The sequence below is a fragment of the uncultured Veillonella sp. genome (assembly GCF_915069625.1).
Lineage (GTDB): Bacteria > Bacillota > Negativicutes > Veillonellales > Veillonellaceae > Veillonella.
This window is the reverse complement of sequence record NZ_CAJZFD010000033.1, coordinates 1-15,015: the sequence shown is the minus strand read 5'-3', so window position 1 is coordinate 15,015 and position 15,015 is coordinate 1. Positions and strand designations below refer to the sequence as shown.

Annotated in this window: 15 protein-coding genes; 13 read left to right on the top strand and 2 right to left on the bottom strand. The window is 38.7% G+C overall.

What is annotated here, in order from left to right; translation table 11 throughout:
* The coding region (locus QZ548_RS03025) for a hypothetical protein (RefSeq protein WP_295868192.1) at positions 1-667 on the top strand (667 nt) is incomplete at its 5' end.
* Positions 668-748: 81 nt separating this feature from the next.
* Here the strand turns inward: QZ548_RS03025 and QZ548_RS03020 are convergent.
* Positions 749-2,131 carry a hypothetical protein gene (locus tag QZ548_RS03020; protein WP_295868189.1) on the bottom strand — a complete coding sequence of 461 codons (1,383 nt, stop codon included), beginning with the start codon at positions 2,129-2,131 and terminating at the stop codon, positions 749-751.
* A gap of 650 nt (positions 2,132-2,781) precedes the next feature.
* Between QZ548_RS03020 and glmS the strand changes: the two genes are divergently transcribed.
* The 9 genes from glmS to QZ548_RS02975 all read left to right on the top strand — a co-directional run bounded on the left by glmS (position 2,782) and on the right by QZ548_RS02975 (position 11,197).
* Positions 2,782-4,614, top strand: a complete 1,833-nt coding sequence (glmS, locus tag QZ548_RS03015) for a glutamine--fructose-6-phosphate transaminase (isomerizing) (RefSeq protein WP_295868186.1) — start codon at positions 2,782-2,784, stop codon at positions 4,612-4,614.
* A 58-nt stretch (positions 4,615-4,672) separates the two neighbouring features.
* Positions 4,673-5,659, top strand: coding sequence for a tryptophan--tRNA ligase (trpS, locus tag QZ548_RS03010; RefSeq protein WP_119206565.1), 987 nt, complete (start codon positions 4,673-4,675; stop codon positions 5,657-5,659).
* A gap of 36 nt (positions 5,660-5,695) precedes the next feature.
* Positions 5,696-6,172, top strand: a complete 477-nt coding sequence (locus QZ548_RS03005) for a hypothetical protein (RefSeq protein ID WP_295868182.1) — start codon at positions 5,696-5,698, stop codon at positions 6,170-6,172.
* Positions 6,173-6,371: 199 nt separating this feature from the next.
* Positions 6,372-7,184, top strand: a complete 813-nt coding sequence (locus QZ548_RS03000) for an amino acid ABC transporter substrate-binding protein (RefSeq protein ID WP_295792380.1) — start codon at positions 6,372-6,374, stop codon at positions 7,182-7,184.
* 123 nt (positions 7,185-7,307) lie between these two features.
* Entirely contained in the window at positions 7,308-7,964 is a 657-nt protein-coding gene (locus tag QZ548_RS02995; RefSeq protein ID WP_005387763.1) for an amino acid ABC transporter permease, read from the top strand.
* A 106-nt stretch (positions 7,965-8,070) separates the two neighbouring features.
* Complete coding sequence (locus tag QZ548_RS02990) at positions 8,071-8,829, top strand: amino acid ABC transporter ATP-binding protein (protein WP_295868178.1); 759 nt, start codon at positions 8,071-8,073, stop codon at positions 8,827-8,829.
* 8 nt (positions 8,830-8,837) lie between these two features.
* Positions 8,838-10,109 carry a hypothetical protein gene (locus QZ548_RS02985; protein WP_295868176.1) on the top strand — a complete coding sequence of 424 codons (1,272 nt, stop codon included), beginning with the start codon at positions 8,838-8,840 and terminating at the stop codon, positions 10,107-10,109.
* 169 nt (positions 10,110-10,278) lie between these two features.
* On the top strand, positions 10,279-10,725 hold the full coding sequence (locus QZ548_RS02980; RefSeq protein WP_060923852.1) for a universal stress protein: 447 nt from the start codon (positions 10,279-10,281) through the stop codon (positions 10,723-10,725).
* Between the two features lie 181 nt (positions 10,726-10,906).
* Complete coding sequence (locus QZ548_RS02975) at positions 10,907-11,197, top strand: metalloregulator ArsR/SmtB family transcription factor (protein WP_024063797.1); 291 nt, start codon at positions 10,907-10,909, stop codon at positions 11,195-11,197.
* A 149-nt stretch (positions 11,198-11,346) separates the two neighbouring features.
* Here QZ548_RS02975 and QZ548_RS02970 read toward each other — a convergent pair whose 3' ends face one another.
* Positions 11,347-12,336, bottom strand: a complete 990-nt coding sequence (locus QZ548_RS02970) for an AEC family transporter (RefSeq protein ID WP_005387771.1) — start codon at positions 12,334-12,336, stop codon at positions 11,347-11,349.
* A 285-nt stretch (positions 12,337-12,621) separates the two neighbouring features.
* Here QZ548_RS02970 and modA point away from each other — a divergent pair, with 285 nt between their 5' ends.
* The 3 genes from modA (at position 12,622) to QZ548_RS02955 (ending at position 14,895) form a co-directional block, all read left to right on the top strand.
* Positions 12,622-13,410 (top strand): molybdate ABC transporter substrate-binding protein, encoded by a 789-nt coding sequence (gene modA, locus QZ548_RS02965; RefSeq protein WP_105090145.1) that lies wholly within the window; start codon positions 12,622-12,624, stop codon positions 13,408-13,410.
* Positions 13,411-13,588: 178 nt separating this feature from the next.
* A complete protein-coding gene (gene modB, locus QZ548_RS02960; protein WP_227721393.1) occupies positions 13,589-14,257 on the top strand; it encodes a molybdate ABC transporter permease subunit in 669 nt (222 codons plus the stop codon).
* Positions 14,258-14,265: 8 nt separating this feature from the next.
* Positions 14,266-14,895, top strand: a complete 630-nt coding sequence (locus QZ548_RS02955; RefSeq protein WP_227721392.1) for an ATP-binding cassette domain-containing protein — start codon at positions 14,266-14,268, stop codon at positions 14,893-14,895.
* Positions 14,896-15,015: the final 120 nt, after the last annotated feature.

The following is a 15,015-nucleotide window of genomic DNA, read 5'->3' as shown; positions in this document are numbered from 1 at the left end:
TACAAATAGAAGTATTTTAGATAATTTTTTATCATTGGCGATGGGAAATCATGTTACAGCTAATCAGAATCGACTTGATTGGGAAATACAGCAAATTAAAAATGGTATTAGGGATTATGAGACAAATACCACTGAAGCAATTGATAGTTTGAAAATTTTAGCGGAAGATATTACAATCCCTAAATATGCAGACGTATATTCTGACGCAAAGAAAGAATATGACAAAGTAGCAAAGTATTGGTTAATTACAGGGGGCTGTGTAGGTTTTTTACTTATAGTAGGTATAATTTGGACTTTAAAATACGTTCCTATTCCTATATATGCAACAAGTGATAATCCATTTGTTTTTATATTAGCTAATTTTTCTTTACGGTTCACTTTAATAGGGGTATTTTTGTATTTACTGTATTTTGTTGGTCATAAATATAATGTTTCAAAGCATAATGCAACTTTATATGGTTCAAAATCTGTAGCATTAAAATCTTTTTTGGCTTTTATTCAAACCACATCTGATAGTGCAGTTAAGAATGCTATGCTTATTGCTATCACTGATTTTATTTTTAAAGGCAATAATACGGGGTATTTGGGAAGTGATAAAGTTGTAGATGATTTAAATCCTAATAATGTAATGAACGTATTAAGTGATTTAATTCATAAGACTAAATGATTTAACTTTAGTTATTTACTTAAATTGATATAGAAATAAAAGAGGCAACGTCGACGACGTTGCCTCTTTTATTTCTTGGTTTTATTTATCAGCTACAACGAGTTTGTATCCATTTAAGTGAATGTTACTGCCTGTTGTGTCTTCGTTTGTTAAGGATTTTACATAGCTGTCGCCTGTGAGTGTCCAGTTGGAGTCTTTGCTGAGTTTTAGTGTAATTTCTTTAGCTGTGTTATCTGTGTTTACAGCGCCAACGAGACTAGATCCATTTGTCATGTCTAGTGAGACAGTGCTGATGGAGTCAGCTACGATGTTACCGTTAAGTTCTTGGGTGGATGCGCAAAGTGTGAGGTGACCACCGTTTTCACCATCTTTACCCCAACGGGAGTCTGCTGCAGCTTTCACCAGCGTCGTAGTATTTGGCATTAAGATTGTGTTGCCTGTAAGGTCTGCTTCGGCTGTGGTGTTGTTTACATAGATGAACGCACCTGTACCATGAGTTGTAAGTGTGTTATTTTCTGCTTTTAAACGAGCAATACCGCTTTCAGCATCACCGGAGAAACTTTGGTATAGCATGAAGCCATTATCGTGGTAGCCTGTAACATTAGAGTTCGTAAGGGTAATGGAGTTTTTACCTTCTACGACGCCTATTTCACTCTTATTAGCTACGCCGTTGATACTGTTTGCTGTAATATTGCCGGTGGAGTAGATAACAGGGCTACCCGCACCAGAGGTTGTAAGCTTAGCTGCCTCCGCAGTAATAGTGCCTTCGCCACGGTCTGTAGCGAGTGTAGCAGAGTGAGCACCTTCAGTAGTAATGGTTAAATTTTTGCCGTTTACAGTGCCTTTATAGGTTGCATCTAAGCCGCGAGAGGAATCACCTTTTGTGTGAATATTAGTATTCTCTACGTTGATAACAGATCCTTCGCCAGTGGCAAATACTCCATTAGAGCCAATACTATTAGATGTAATATTACTATTTTTAATGCTCGTTTGACTGCCTTCGATGCCGAGCACTACTGCATTTTGTCCGCGGAAATTACTGTTGTCATCATTTGTGGTGTTACCCTGTTTATCAAATACGCTGCTATCGATGGTGATAGTGGCTTTGTTTTTTCCGATGAAAGCATTTTGATCGCTTGTAGTATTGTCGAATCGTTGGTGTTCTAATGTTTTGTTTTCACTAATTACAGATGTGCCTGTGAAAGTACTAGGATCAGCTTCCTTATGAGGCGTTGGTTCGTTAATTTCTCCTGTCTTTACATCATCTGGTCTAGGTACATCATTTTTAGGCATATTAGCGTTAGGTGCATCAGCCTTAGGGGCAGATATGTTTTGTGGTGGAACATTAGACTGTACTGGTTCTGCACCAAATGTAGGGGCAAAGGCTAGTGCTGCGAGGGCGCCGCCCGCTAAAGCTGGAACGATGAAACGTCTTAAAGTTTTATAATTACGTGAATGTGTCATATATAATAACCTCCAAATATTTATTGTGCGATAAAATCGAATTGTGTAAAATTAAGATTGTAAGAAGTATAGTAATTATCTGTGAAAATAGTATGAATGATACATTGGGTTTATAAACGAATACTAAATATGTAATCTATAGATATATATATATGAATATTACGTAAGGTTATATAGGTCATAGAATTCATAGATTTCTAGAATTTAATAGTTCATGATATCCATAGGATACTACGGTAGCATATTTATATATGTCGATAAGGATGCCTTGCTTTCATCATTACTTATCACGTATAATATAGATTGGTATATGATGTATACTGTTAAGATCTGCCGTATCTTATAGAAAGGAGTTCCCTAATTCGTAAAGGCGAATAGCGCAAGTACCCGCGAAGGCAGTCGTTAGGGTAGACGAGGTGAAGAGTAATCGAATCATCAGCGGATGCTCTTCCGGCATATTCATGTCGTAACAGATATTAAAAAGCTCATCGGTAACGATGGGGACAAAGTGTATCTGAATGAATTGTATTCAAATACTATTTGATACATAATTTGAATATTAACTTAGAACGTTAAGTTAGAATAGTAATTTGTTAGCCTTAGTTGTTGGCTGGGGCTAGAAATACCCCCAGTTATAGGAGGATATACTTATGTGCGGTATCGTAGGATACATTGGCTTTAATCAAGCATCTGATTTCTTGTTGGACGGTATGGCGAAATTAGAATACCGTGGTTATGACTCTGCAGGTATTGCTGTTATCGGCCCTGAAAATGTGATTAAAATTCAAAAGAAGGTTGGCCGCCTTGCTAATCTTGAGGCGATTGTAAAAGCAGATCCTAATGAAGGGACTATAGGTATTGGTCATACTCGTTGGGCTACTCATGGTCGTCCATCCGATATGAACGCCCATCCTCATGCATCTGAAGATGGTAAATTTGCTGTTGTACACAACGGTATTATTGAAAATTACATGCCTTTAAAAGAAGAGCTCATTAAAAAAGGGTACCATTTCAAATCTGAAACTGATACAGAAGTAGTAGCTCATTTATTAGAAGATATGTATGATGGCGATTTCGTAGGCACAGTACGTCGCATGCTCTCTCGTGTTGATGGTGCGTATGCTCTTGAAATCATCTGTGCTGATGAGCCAGATAAAATCATTTGTACTAAAAAAGAAAATCCATTGGTTATCGGTCTTGGCAAAGGCGAAAACTTTGTAGCATCTGATATTCCAGCCATTATTAACTACACACGCGATACATACATTTTGAGCGATGGTGAATTAGCTATCGTAACTCGTGATAATGTATCTGTATTTGACCGTGAAGGCAACCCTGTTGATAAAGAAGTATTCCATGTTAACTGGAATGCGGAAGCAGCAGAAAAAGGCGGTTATGAACACTTCATGTTGAAAGAAATTCATGATCAACCTAAAGCTGTACGCGATACTTTCGGTACACATATCTCTGAAGATGGTAAAACAGCTATCTTTGATGAATTGAATTGGACTGCTGAAGATGTAGCAGCTTTTAATAAAATCCTTATCGTTGCATGTGGTACAGCATACCATGCAGGTCTTGTAACAAAACAATATATTGAAAACTTGGCGCGCATTCCTGTAAGTGTGGAAATCGCATCCGAGTACCGTTACAGCAATCCATTGACTGATGACAAAACATTATGTATCGTTATCAGCCAATCTGGTGAAACATCTGATACATTGGCTGCGTTAAAAGAGGCAAAACGCCATGGTGCTAAATCCTTGGCGATTACTAACGTAGTAGGTTCCAGTATCTCCCGTGAAGCAGACAATACTGTTTACACATGGGCAGGCCCTGAAATCTCTGTAGCGTCCACAAAAGCGTACACGACTCAATTAGTAGCTGGCTTGTTGTTCGCTGTATACCTTGGTCAATTAAATGGCAAAATGAATCCAGCGTTAGGCGAAGAAATCCTAAGCGGCGTTAAAAACTTGCCTACATTGATTCATGAAATCTTTGAAGTAGACGAAGATATGAAAGCCTTTGCAAAACATTATGGCTTCAAATCTGATGCGTTCTTCTTGGGCCGTGCTATCGACTACGCAGTAGCGATGGAAGGTGCTTTGAAATTGAAAGAAATTTCTTACATCCATGCTGAAGCATATGCTGGTGGCGAGTTGAAACATGGTACATTGGCTCTTATTGAAGAAGGCGTACCTGTTATCGCATTGGCTACACAAGAAGATGTGTATGATAAGATGATCAGCAACATCCGCGAAGTAAAAGCTCGTGAAGCGGTTGTAATCGGTATCGGCATGAAAGGTGACGAAGAATTATCTAAACACGTAGACCATACAATCTATGTTCCTCGTGCAAATAAATTCATCGCTCCAATCCTTGCAGTTGTACCATTGCAATTATTAGCATATTATGCAGCGATTACACGCGGCGCAGATGTAGATAAACCACGTAACTTGGCTAAATCTGTAACCGTAGAATAATATATATAACCAACAGTGCTTCGGCACTGTTGGTTTATTTCAATATAGGGAGACTATTATGGCAGTTATATTTTCCGGCATCCAACCTAGTGGTGAGTTAACACTTGGTAACTATTTGGGGGCTTTACGTAATTTCTTAGACTATCAAGATACTGACGAATGTTATTATTGCATCGTTAACCAACATGCAATCACTGTACCGCAAGATCCAAAAGAGTTATTCCAAAATACTCGTAATTTGGCTGCGTTGTACCTAGCGGTTGGCCTGGATCCTAAAAAGGTAACATTGTTCGTACAATCCGAAGTACCTGAGCACGTTAAACTCGGTTGGGTTATGCAATCTATTAGCTATGTTGGCGAATTAGAGCGTATGACGCAGTACAAAGATAAGTCTCAAAAGCAAGGTGACTCTATTCCTACAGCATTGCTTACGTACCCACCATTGATGGCGGCAGATATCTTGTTATATGGTACAAACTATGTTCCTGTAGGTGAAGACCAAAAGCAACATCTTGAATTGACTCGTAATTTGGCAGAGCGTTTTAACCGTAGATTTGGTGAAACTTTCGTAGTACCTGATATCAAGGTAGGCGAAGGTGGTGCTCGCGTTATGAGCTTACAAGAGCCTACTAAGAAAATGAGTAAATCTGATGATAACCAAAATGCTACTATTCGCCTTTTGGATGCACCAGATTTGATTGTGAAAAAATTGAAACGCGCTCAAACTGACTCTGATAATGCAGTGCGTTACGATAAAGAAAACAAACCGGGCATTTCTAACTTGATGGGCATTTACCGTGCTATCACAAAAGACAGCTATGAAGCTATCGAAGAAATGTATGCAGGTAAAGGTTATGGCGTATTTAAATCCGATATTGCAGACCTATTAGTGGCAACTCTTGAGCCAATCCAACAACGCTACAATGAATTGATTGCAAGCCCTGAACTCGATGTAATTCTCGATGAAGGTGCTGCTAAGGCTCATGCTAAAGCAAGTCAAATGTACCGTAAAGTTGAGCAAGCTATGGGCTTGTGCCGTAAATAAAATCATATAGTAGACTTTCAATTTGTGAGGTAAGCCATGACGAAACAAGAGGCAATGGAACGCTTTTCATCAGGTGCCGTACAACAGAGCTTAGAAATACATCGTGGAATCCAGTGGACTGGACGCATCGTCGGTCTATTGGTGTGCGTGTTAATTGTGAAATATTTGCCGTCCGATTGGGCTGAGCGTATATTGTATTATCTGTTGTTACTCCTTATATTGTGGACCCTTCATAGATTAGGTGAAAGTCAAGCTTTTATCTGTGAAAAGGGCCTCGTGTTGAAACGTAGGCCTTTTTCTTTTATAGAATACTTTCACAGTCTTTTTCATGGGGATGAATATTTTGTCTTTGTAGATTACGAGCATATTATTGGGTTTACCGAAGGTTGGCGTGAATTGCAGGCTATGAATGGTCATGGTGGGATTTATGTAATACCATTAGATCTCGCACAGGTAGGGTATAAAGACAAAATGGCCATGATTGAAGCGATTCACAAGCATTCAGATACATAATGTATGCGTATATACAAAGGATTTAGTACTATAATCCTGTATGAACCATGAGAGAACTAAAAAATTCTAAAATTCATCAAATTAGCTATTTACAACTTTAATGAACTAAAGTATAATACAATCATCGGGTACAGACATGAGTTCTGTACCGCATATATTAGCAAGTAGTTAAAGGTGTAATACACCGTGGAGGATAGTTATGAATTGGAAAAAGATGATGGCCGTTGGCCTTGCAGCAGTATCTATGATGGTATTTGTAACGGGTTGTGGTAGTGATACTAAAACTGCTAATAAAGAATTACCTAAAAAAATCGTTATCGGCTTAGATGATAGCTTCCCTCCAATGGGCTTTAAAGATGATAAAGGCGAAATCGTAGGTTTAGATATCGATATGGCTAAAGAAGCAGCTAAACGCGCTGGTATGGAGGTAGAGTTCAAAGCTATCGACTGGTCCAGTAAAGAAGCCGAGTTGAAATCTAAAAAAATCGACGCTTTATGGAATGGCTTAACAGTATCTCCTGAACGTGAGAAAAATATTTTGTTCTCCAATCCATACATGAAGGATAAACAATACATCGTTGTTCGTAATGATGATGACTCCATCAAATCCAAAGCTGATTTAGCAGGTAAAGTAGTAGGTGTTCAACAAGCTAGTACTGGTGAATCTGCATTACAAAATGATCCAAGCGGTAAAACTGTGAAAGAAACAAAATCTTATGCTGACTTCGTAAGTGCTTTCATGGATCTTGGTATTGGTCGTGTTGATGCAGTTATCGCCGATGGTGTTATCGCTCGTTACCTCATGACAAAAGAACCTGGTAAATACAAAATCGTAGACGGTACTGATTACGGTGTTGACAACTTCGCTGTTGGTTTCCGTAAAGATGACACTGCATTACGTGATAAAATCAATGGTATCTTAGCGGACATGAAAAAAGATGGTACTGCTGATAAAATCGTTGAAAAATGGTTGGGCTCTAGCGCAGACCTAGATAAGAGCGATGCTAAATAGTACAATTCGTGATATACTAATAGTACTATGGTCAGTATGTACAACAGATAATAAAAGAACGAAATGTACACTAGAGAAGAGGCCAGATGCCTCTTCTCTAGTCGTGTTTTGAAGGAGTATTCCATGTTAGATTATTTATTGCAGATTATCCCAACCATCGCTGATGGTTTAAAGGTAACCGTATCGCTATTCTGTATTGTATGGATTTTATCCATCCCTGGCGGTATCTTACTTGCTTTGGTACGTCTATCAAAATTTACAGTGCTCGACAAAATTGTTGAAGCCTTCGTATATTTGATGCGCGGCACACCATTAATGTTACAAATTTTATTCGTATATTATGCATTGCCTATCATTACAGATGGAGCAGTCCAAATGGATGATGCTACAGCTGCAGTACTTACATTCGTGTTGAACTACGCAGCGTATTTATGTGAAATTTTCCGTGGTGGTATTCAATCCATTTCTCGTGGTCAGTACGAAGGGGCAAAGGTTCTTGGTTTTACTTATGCTCAAACAATGCGTAAAATCATCTTGCCACAAATGTTTAAACGCGTATTGCCTCCGCTTGCGAACGAAACAATTAACTTGTTGAAAGATACGTCTCTTGTATACGTATTGGCTATGAATGATATCTTGCGTATTACAAAATCTATCGTACAACGTGACTTTGATATCTCTGCCTTCTTAGTGGCAGCTTTGTTCTACTTGATCTTTACCTTTATTTTGACAAATATCTTCAACTACTTAGAAAGACGATTTGCTGTATATGAAGATTAATCTATTCTGTAGTAGTGTGTCGTAGATATGGACTTAGTTGCTTTAAAGGGCTATAGCCCGTTTGAAATTACAGCTATTTATTTATACGACGATGTAAGAGGTACTTATGACATTTGTAAATATGGAGCGTATTGAAAAACGCTTTAACAATCAAACTGTATTGCGCGATGTATCGCTCAAAATGGATAGAGGGGAAATCGTTTCTATTATCGGCCCATCTGGCTCTGGTAAATCTACATTCTTGCGCTGCTTAGGTCAATTAGAGACTATTGATGGTGGTTCTATTACTGTAGATGGTACTGTTCTTGCTAGCACAGATGCTAATGGCACTGTAAACTATGCAAGCCAAGAAACACAACATGACTTGCTATTACGCATGGGCATGGTGTTCCAATCTTTCAATTTATTTCCTCATATGACAGTGCTCGATAATATTATGATTGCACCGCGTATGGTAAAAGGAATGAAAGATGATGAGATTTTACCGATTGCAGAGCGATTACTCAATAAAGTTGGTCTATGGGAAAAGCGAGATATGTATCCATCCCGTTTATCTGGGGGCCAACAACAACGTGTGGCTATCGCTCGTGCATTGGCTATGAATCCAGAAATTATGCTCTTTGATGAACCTACATCAGCTCTTGATCCAGAGTTAACAGGTGAGGTTTTAAAGACGATTAAACAGTTGGCTGATGATCATATGACGATGATTATCGTAACTCATGAAATGAACTTTGCTCGTGAAGTATCTGATCGTGTCATCTTTATGGCGGATGGTGTTATCCAAGAGAAAGGTACACCAGAACAAATTTTCAACAATCCACAGAACGATAGAACGAAAGCGTTCTTGGAGAACATGTTATAGGAGGTCTTATGAAGTTACGTTTTATTGCTGCTACGTTAGCTGTCATGGCTATGAGCACGACCTCTATTATGGCAGAAGGCTTGCAAGGCACACCTGGAACTCCGATGGCAATCGTAGATTCCCAAAAAGACTCTGCCTCTATTTTGCCAGATCAGTATAAATCGTATGCGACTACGATGAACACAGTAGTTAAGGACTATAAAAATGGCTATACCTTTACGATTCCATGGCGTGTAGCCGATGGTGTTAAGCTAGATATGGATGTGCGTAGTGAAAGTGAGCATATTCAAGGCTATTCTTTCAACCTAGCAGGTCCAGCACAAGATGATTCCTATACTGTGTCTTTCACAAAACGCAATAATACACCGCAAGACGGGGTATCTCAAAAGGAATGGAATACGACTTGGTATGGTGTGCCAATCAAGGGCATGTCTGATGAAGAGTACTTGAGCATCTGGCGTCAGCATAGTAATGTCTTTGAAAATAACGATATCGTTGGGGGCTTCTTTAACAAGAAAGGGGCTATATCAGCACGTTGGGATAAGACGACACCAAAGTCGTATGCTGAAATGACATCTACAGAGCCTGTTCAATCCGTATTTGAAGCAGAATTCATCATGGATAAGGATCCAACGCATCGCTACAATTTGGCGAGCACCTATGCTCCTATTCAAGGGGAATTTATGGAACAAGGCTTGATGGAACATACAATTCCATCCTTTGAATTACTAAATAAGTCTGGTTCTAGTACAATCAAAGGTGTTAAGCAGTTTATCTCTGGCACAAGTGATATCAGCGTAGCTGAAGGTATTAAATTTGCCTATCCAAAAGGTTTTACCCGTCTAAATGAAAAGGGTAAAATTGCTTTCGCTAAGCATAATGTGCGCCTTGATATTGAATCCTTTACAATCCCCGTACAAGCGGTTAGCACAGGCATGCCTACAATGATGGGCAAACAAATGCTAGGTGATTATTACCTTAAACAATTGGTTGAGGTGAATAAGGCAACCATTACTCGTTATGAAACACATATTATCGATGGTAATGTAATGTTCTACTTGGCAGGTCATATGAAGAATCCTAATACGGCTGATACATCTGCAGCTGCACCAGTATCCTTTGCCGCTACTATTATCTTAGGTAATGAAGGCAATGTAGCCGTGGCTCGTATGATTGGCCCAGCAGGAACTAGCCTTAGCACACCGGAGCTCATCGATGTGCTGGATGGATTCAAATTGACTACTACATTGAATACTAACCAATCATCACAAGTTTTATAATATACACATAATATTCTTTTATTTGTATAAATCTGTATAATTTGTGCTATAATAAAAGAAATCCTCTAGAAAAAGAGGAGTTTTCCTTGATGGTCTAGAATATAATACTATAGGCTAAACGATCTTTGATCATATCCCCTTTGAGGGATTAGAAATAGGAGGGGTTATTATGGTTACCTACAAAACTATTGTCGTACCTACTGATGGTTCTGAAAATGCTAAACGTGCGTTGGAACATGCTCTCGCTGTAGCGGACCGCAACCATGCTGAATTGATTATTGTTCACGTTGCAAATATCGTGTCTGCTATTTCCAATTTCGATCAAACACCAATTTCCGGTGGTTACGTATCTGAACAAATTGCAGAAGATATGGAAGAAACTGGTAAAGAAATTCTTAACGATGTAGTAAAAGAAATTCCTACAGGCGTAAAAGTTAAAAGCGTATTCGAAGTTGGTTCCCCTGGTCCTGCATTATTAGCAGTAGCTAAAAAATATAATGCTGACCTTATCGTAATGGGTAGCCGTGGCCTTGGCCCATTGAAAGGCTTATTCATGGGTAGCGTAAGTAGCTATGTAACTAGTCACTCCACTTGCCCTGTATTGATCATTAAATAATTCATATCCTGTACAGATATGATACAAAAAGAGACTTTGTTGTAACAAAGTCTCTTTTTTATAGCGTAAAAATGATATAATATTTGTATGTATGCCATTTAGGTTTACAAATAAGAACGAAATTAAGTTACATGAGAACAATAAATAAACATAGATAATGGTTTATAAAATGGGGGACTATATGAGCGACAAACAAGAATCATTGCTAAAGCTAGCAGAACTGTTTAAAATCCTGGGTGACCCTACACGCCTTAAAATAGTAGAATTATTATTAGAAAACGAAATGTGTGTAAATCACATTGCAGAAACAATGGGGATGGGACAATCTGCTATTTCTCACCAATTGCGTGTACTCCGTCAAGCAAGACTTGTGACCTATCGCAAGGAAGGTAAAACTGCATACTACTCTCTAAACGATGATCACGTAGAAGGTCTCGTAAGAATGGGTATGGAACACGTATCTCATCAATAGTCATATAGCCGTATTGCATACTATTTGTCTAACTTGATTGGGGATATACAAAAGTACTCATGATATATATATCCTCTAAAGATATATAAAGTTAAAATATAAGAAAAGGAGCCGTTTATACGGCTCCTTTTTGTATAGGTATACTAGTATTAATATAAAGGGAAGAGGTAATAGGCTATCGTAATAAATAGTGGCATAGTTACTGCTGATAGTATGGTTGTACCCATTACAATTTGCGTAGCGTATTCTGGATTGTTTTTCATCTCGATAGCAATAAGGGCCATATTGATGGCTGTTGGTACGCTATAGGTGATGACAATCGTTTGCGCTGCAATCGGGTGCATAGGACCATAGAACATTATAAATAATATAGTAATAACTGCAGCAATGAGAGGACTTACGACGAGACGTAAGGATGTAGCGAGCATAACATCCGCCTTAAAGAAGTTTAATGGCGTTCTGTTAATCTGCACACCTAAAGCGATCATAGCAACGCCTACAAAGGCATTAGCAAAGATTTTAAGAGGGGCAAAGAAGAATAGACCGTGTAAATCAAATGGTAAGAGCTGGCAAAGTAATGCAAGCGGTATAGCATATACCATAGGCATATGGAAGACTACGCTTAACGCATCCTTTGTGCTCAAACGCCCAGCACCAGCTTGGTAGAAACCATAGGTATTACTTGTAATGGTCTGTATAATCATAATGGATACGACGCTGACAAGACCTAAATCAGCATAGGGGGTTGCGCCATCGATGACGTAAGGCACATTGGTAAATACAAAGATGGCAAGGGCGATGCCCATATTGCCTACATTGTTAAACATAACGCAGTTCTTTAATGTGGCGATTTTTGCGACATCATAACCTTGTATTTTGCCGACTACACCTGAAAGTATAGAGTTCAGTATGAGTACAACTAGTGCACAAAATACGATTTCTAACGTACCTGATGTAAATTTAGCTTCATACATAGCCCTAAATACAAAGGTAGGCAATAATATGTAGAAGTTTAGTTTACTCAGCGTATATAAATCTAGTTTAAATTTTCTATCCAATATAAACCCTACGCCTATCAGTATAAAAATAGGAATCATAGAGTTCATAAATATATGTCCTATTAGCTCGAATATATTCATTATCTCACCTAGAGTTTCTTATTAATTTAGTATGGATTTAATGTATAGTATTATCATACCATAGTATGTATTGTTCGGGGCTTAAAAGTTTTATCCATTATGATTTCTTATGGTATTCATCAGAAATATATATGCAAAATGTGAGTTTTTACATACATATTAATTAACAAATATATAGTATAATGTGAATATATTGTATATTTAGTTTGTTCTTTGAACGTGTCTCTACGGTGAGTAACCATAGCTTTCACAGTGTGGAGTCCAAAGGGATGCACAGGAGGAATTATGAAACGAATTCTATTAGTATTAATGAGCGTTTTCATGCTGGCCTTGTTAGTGGGGTGTGGTAGTGACACAAACAAAGCAGCAGATTCTGCTAAACCAAGCACATCTGAAAAGATTACTGTACAAGCGGCAGCGAGCTTGAAAGGTGCTCTTACTGAATTGGCAGAGTCCTACAAAAAGAGTCATAACTTATCAGACGACCAAATTGCTATTAACTTTGCTGGTTCTGGCACATTGCGCCAACAAATTGAACAAGGCGCACCAGCTAGCTTATTCATCTCTGCTGACGAAAAGAATATGAAAATGTTGCAAGACAAAGACCTTGTAACAGATGTTAAACCATTTGTAACTAATGAATTAGTTCTTGTAGTTCCAAAAGGCCAACCTAAAATTGAATTAAATCAAATTGCTTCTGTTAAACGTATCGTTTTAGGTAATCCTGAAACAGTGCCAGCTGGTAATTATGGTAAACAAGTATTAACAAAATTAGGTGTTTGGGAACAAGTTGAACCAAATGTAGTATATGCTAAAGACGTAAAAGCTGTAACAGCATCCATTAGCCAAGGTGCTGGTGATGCTGGCTTTATCTATAAAACAGATGCTATTGCTGCAGGTGATGCGGTTCAAATTTCTGCTGTAACACCGGCTGATTCCCATGATCCAGTCATCTATCCAATCGGTATCATTAAAAAATATGACAACGCATTGGCAAAAGACTTTTACCAATATGTAATGAGCCCAGAAGGCCAAAAAGTATTAGAAAAATACGGTTTCTCTCCTTCTAAATAAGAGTTAAACGCTAGCTTTCAGGGCTAGCGTTTTCTTATGATACAATATAGATATTATTATGAATATGTTAGACATACATTTTCATATGCTATATGATGCAAATAAGTAAATCATTTTAAAACTAGATGTATTTTTATTATTACTGATTTTAGTCTTATTGATAGAAAGGGGGCGTGTCATGAGTCCATTTTGGCTATCCTTATGGGTGGCGAGCATTGCTCTTATCATCGTTATTGTTATAGGCTTAGGTGCTTGTTATTGGATGAATCGTTGTAAGTGGGGCGGTATGGCTATTTTAGATGCCCTAATTACATTGCCCCTTGTGTTGCCACCAGTGGTTGTTGGTTTTGCACTTCTCATGGTGTTTACTCCAGGATATGCTTTTGGTGCGTGGCTCGAAGCTCACGGTATGAGTGTAGTTTTTGCCGCTTCTGGTGCAGTCGTTGCATCTTCAGTCATTGCATTCCCCCTATTTTATCAAACAGTGCGCTCTGCCTTGCAGTCCGTCGATCATAATATGGAGGATGTAGCGCGTACATTGGGCGCTTCAGAATTGCGTATATTCTTTACCATATCTGTGCCTCTTGCGTGGAAAGGTATTTTAACAGGTAGCATCTTGGCGTTCTGCCGTGCCATGGGGGAATTTGGTGCTACCATCTTAATCGCTGGTAATATTCCGAAGGTAACCCGTACTATGCCGTTAGCTATTTACTCCTACGTAGAGGCAGGGCAGTACATGGATGCCTTTGAGCTTGTTGTATATATTTGTGTACTTACATTGGCATTGTTGAGCGGCATTCACCTCATTACGAAGGGGTCCTTGTTCCGCCATACAGAGAATAACTAGGAGGTTCTATGATTACATTTTCCTTTACTGTAGCTAGACCTTCTGTGACTGTGAAAGCTGATGGGGTGCTTCCTTCTGGAATTACTGTTCTGACTGGTCAATCTGGTAGTGGTAAAAGTACCTTTATCAAATGTATTGCAGGGCTCGTAAAACCAACCACTGGTAGTATTCAATATGATGATACGACGTGGGTTGATCGAGGTAAAAAGATATGGGTGCCTGCTCAAAAACGGCAAGTAGGCTATATGCCGCAAGGCAATATTGTATTTCCTCATTTGTCTGTAGAACATAATATTACCTATAGCAAACGAGGCACCCCTGACATGTGTGATACATTGTTACAACGTTTGGGTTTGGAGAAATATCGTAATACCAAGGCTGGTAGCTTATCTGGTGGTGAGCAACAGCGGGTTGCACTAGGCCGTGCGCTCTACTCAAAACCGACTATTCTGCTCCTTGATGAGCCTTTATCTGCACTTGATTGGAACTTACGAAAACAAGTGCGTGAAGACCTCGTTTCCATCATTCGAGAATGGGATGTACCTTGCGTATGGGTGACACATGATGAAAGCGAAGTAGAAGCTGTAGGGGATAGACATTGGACCTGTGAAAACGGGCTCATTACGATATCTGAATAACTGTAAAATTTAAGATAATAAAAAACACCTTCATAATCCTACTAGTGGATTGTGAAGGTGTTTTCTTGTACGCCGAATAGGCATGACTAAACCCCCAGTTAAACTGGGGGTCGGTAAAAA

Bases quoted from the DNA above. Each gene is read 5' to 3' on its own strand.
- QZ548_RS03020 (WP_295868189.1), bottom strand. From the start codon at position 2,131: ATGACACATTCACGTAATTATAAAACTTTAAGACGTTTCATCGTTCCA.
- glmS (WP_295868186.1), top strand. From the start codon at position 2,782: ATGTGCGGTATCGTAGGATACATTGGCTTTAATCAAGCATCTGATTTC.
- trpS (WP_119206565.1), top strand. From the start codon at position 4,673: ATGGCAGTTATATTTTCCGGCATCCAACCTAGTGGTGAGTTAACACTT.
- QZ548_RS03005 (WP_295868182.1), top strand. From the start codon at position 5,696: ATGACGAAACAAGAGGCAATGGAACGCTTTTCATCAGGTGCCGTACAA.
- QZ548_RS03000 (WP_295792380.1), top strand. From the start codon at position 6,372: ATGAATTGGAAAAAGATGATGGCCGTTGGCCTTGCAGCAGTATCTATG.
- QZ548_RS02995 (WP_005387763.1), top strand. From the start codon at position 7,308: ATGTTAGATTATTTATTGCAGATTATCCCAACCATCGCTGATGGTTTA.
- QZ548_RS02990 (WP_295868178.1), top strand. From the start codon at position 8,071: ATGACATTTGTAAATATGGAGCGTATTGAAAAACGCTTTAACAATCAA.
- QZ548_RS02985 (WP_295868176.1), top strand. From the start codon at position 8,838: ATGAAGTTACGTTTTATTGCTGCTACGTTAGCTGTCATGGCTATGAGC.
- QZ548_RS02980 (WP_060923852.1), top strand. From the start codon at position 10,279: ATGGTTACCTACAAAACTATTGTCGTACCTACTGATGGTTCTGAAAAT.
- QZ548_RS02975 (WP_024063797.1), top strand. From the start codon at position 10,907: ATGAGCGACAAACAAGAATCATTGCTAAAGCTAGCAGAACTGTTTAAA.
- QZ548_RS02970 (WP_005387771.1), bottom strand. From the start codon at position 12,336: ATGAATATATTCGAGCTAATAGGACATATATTTATGAACTCTATGATT.
- modA (WP_105090145.1), top strand. From the start codon at position 12,622: ATGAAACGAATTCTATTAGTATTAATGAGCGTTTTCATGCTGGCCTTG.
- modB (WP_227721393.1), top strand. From the start codon at position 13,589: ATGAGTCCATTTTGGCTATCCTTATGGGTGGCGAGCATTGCTCTTATC.
- QZ548_RS02955 (WP_227721392.1), top strand. From the start codon at position 14,266: ATGATTACATTTTCCTTTACTGTAGCTAGACCTTCTGTGACTGTGAAA.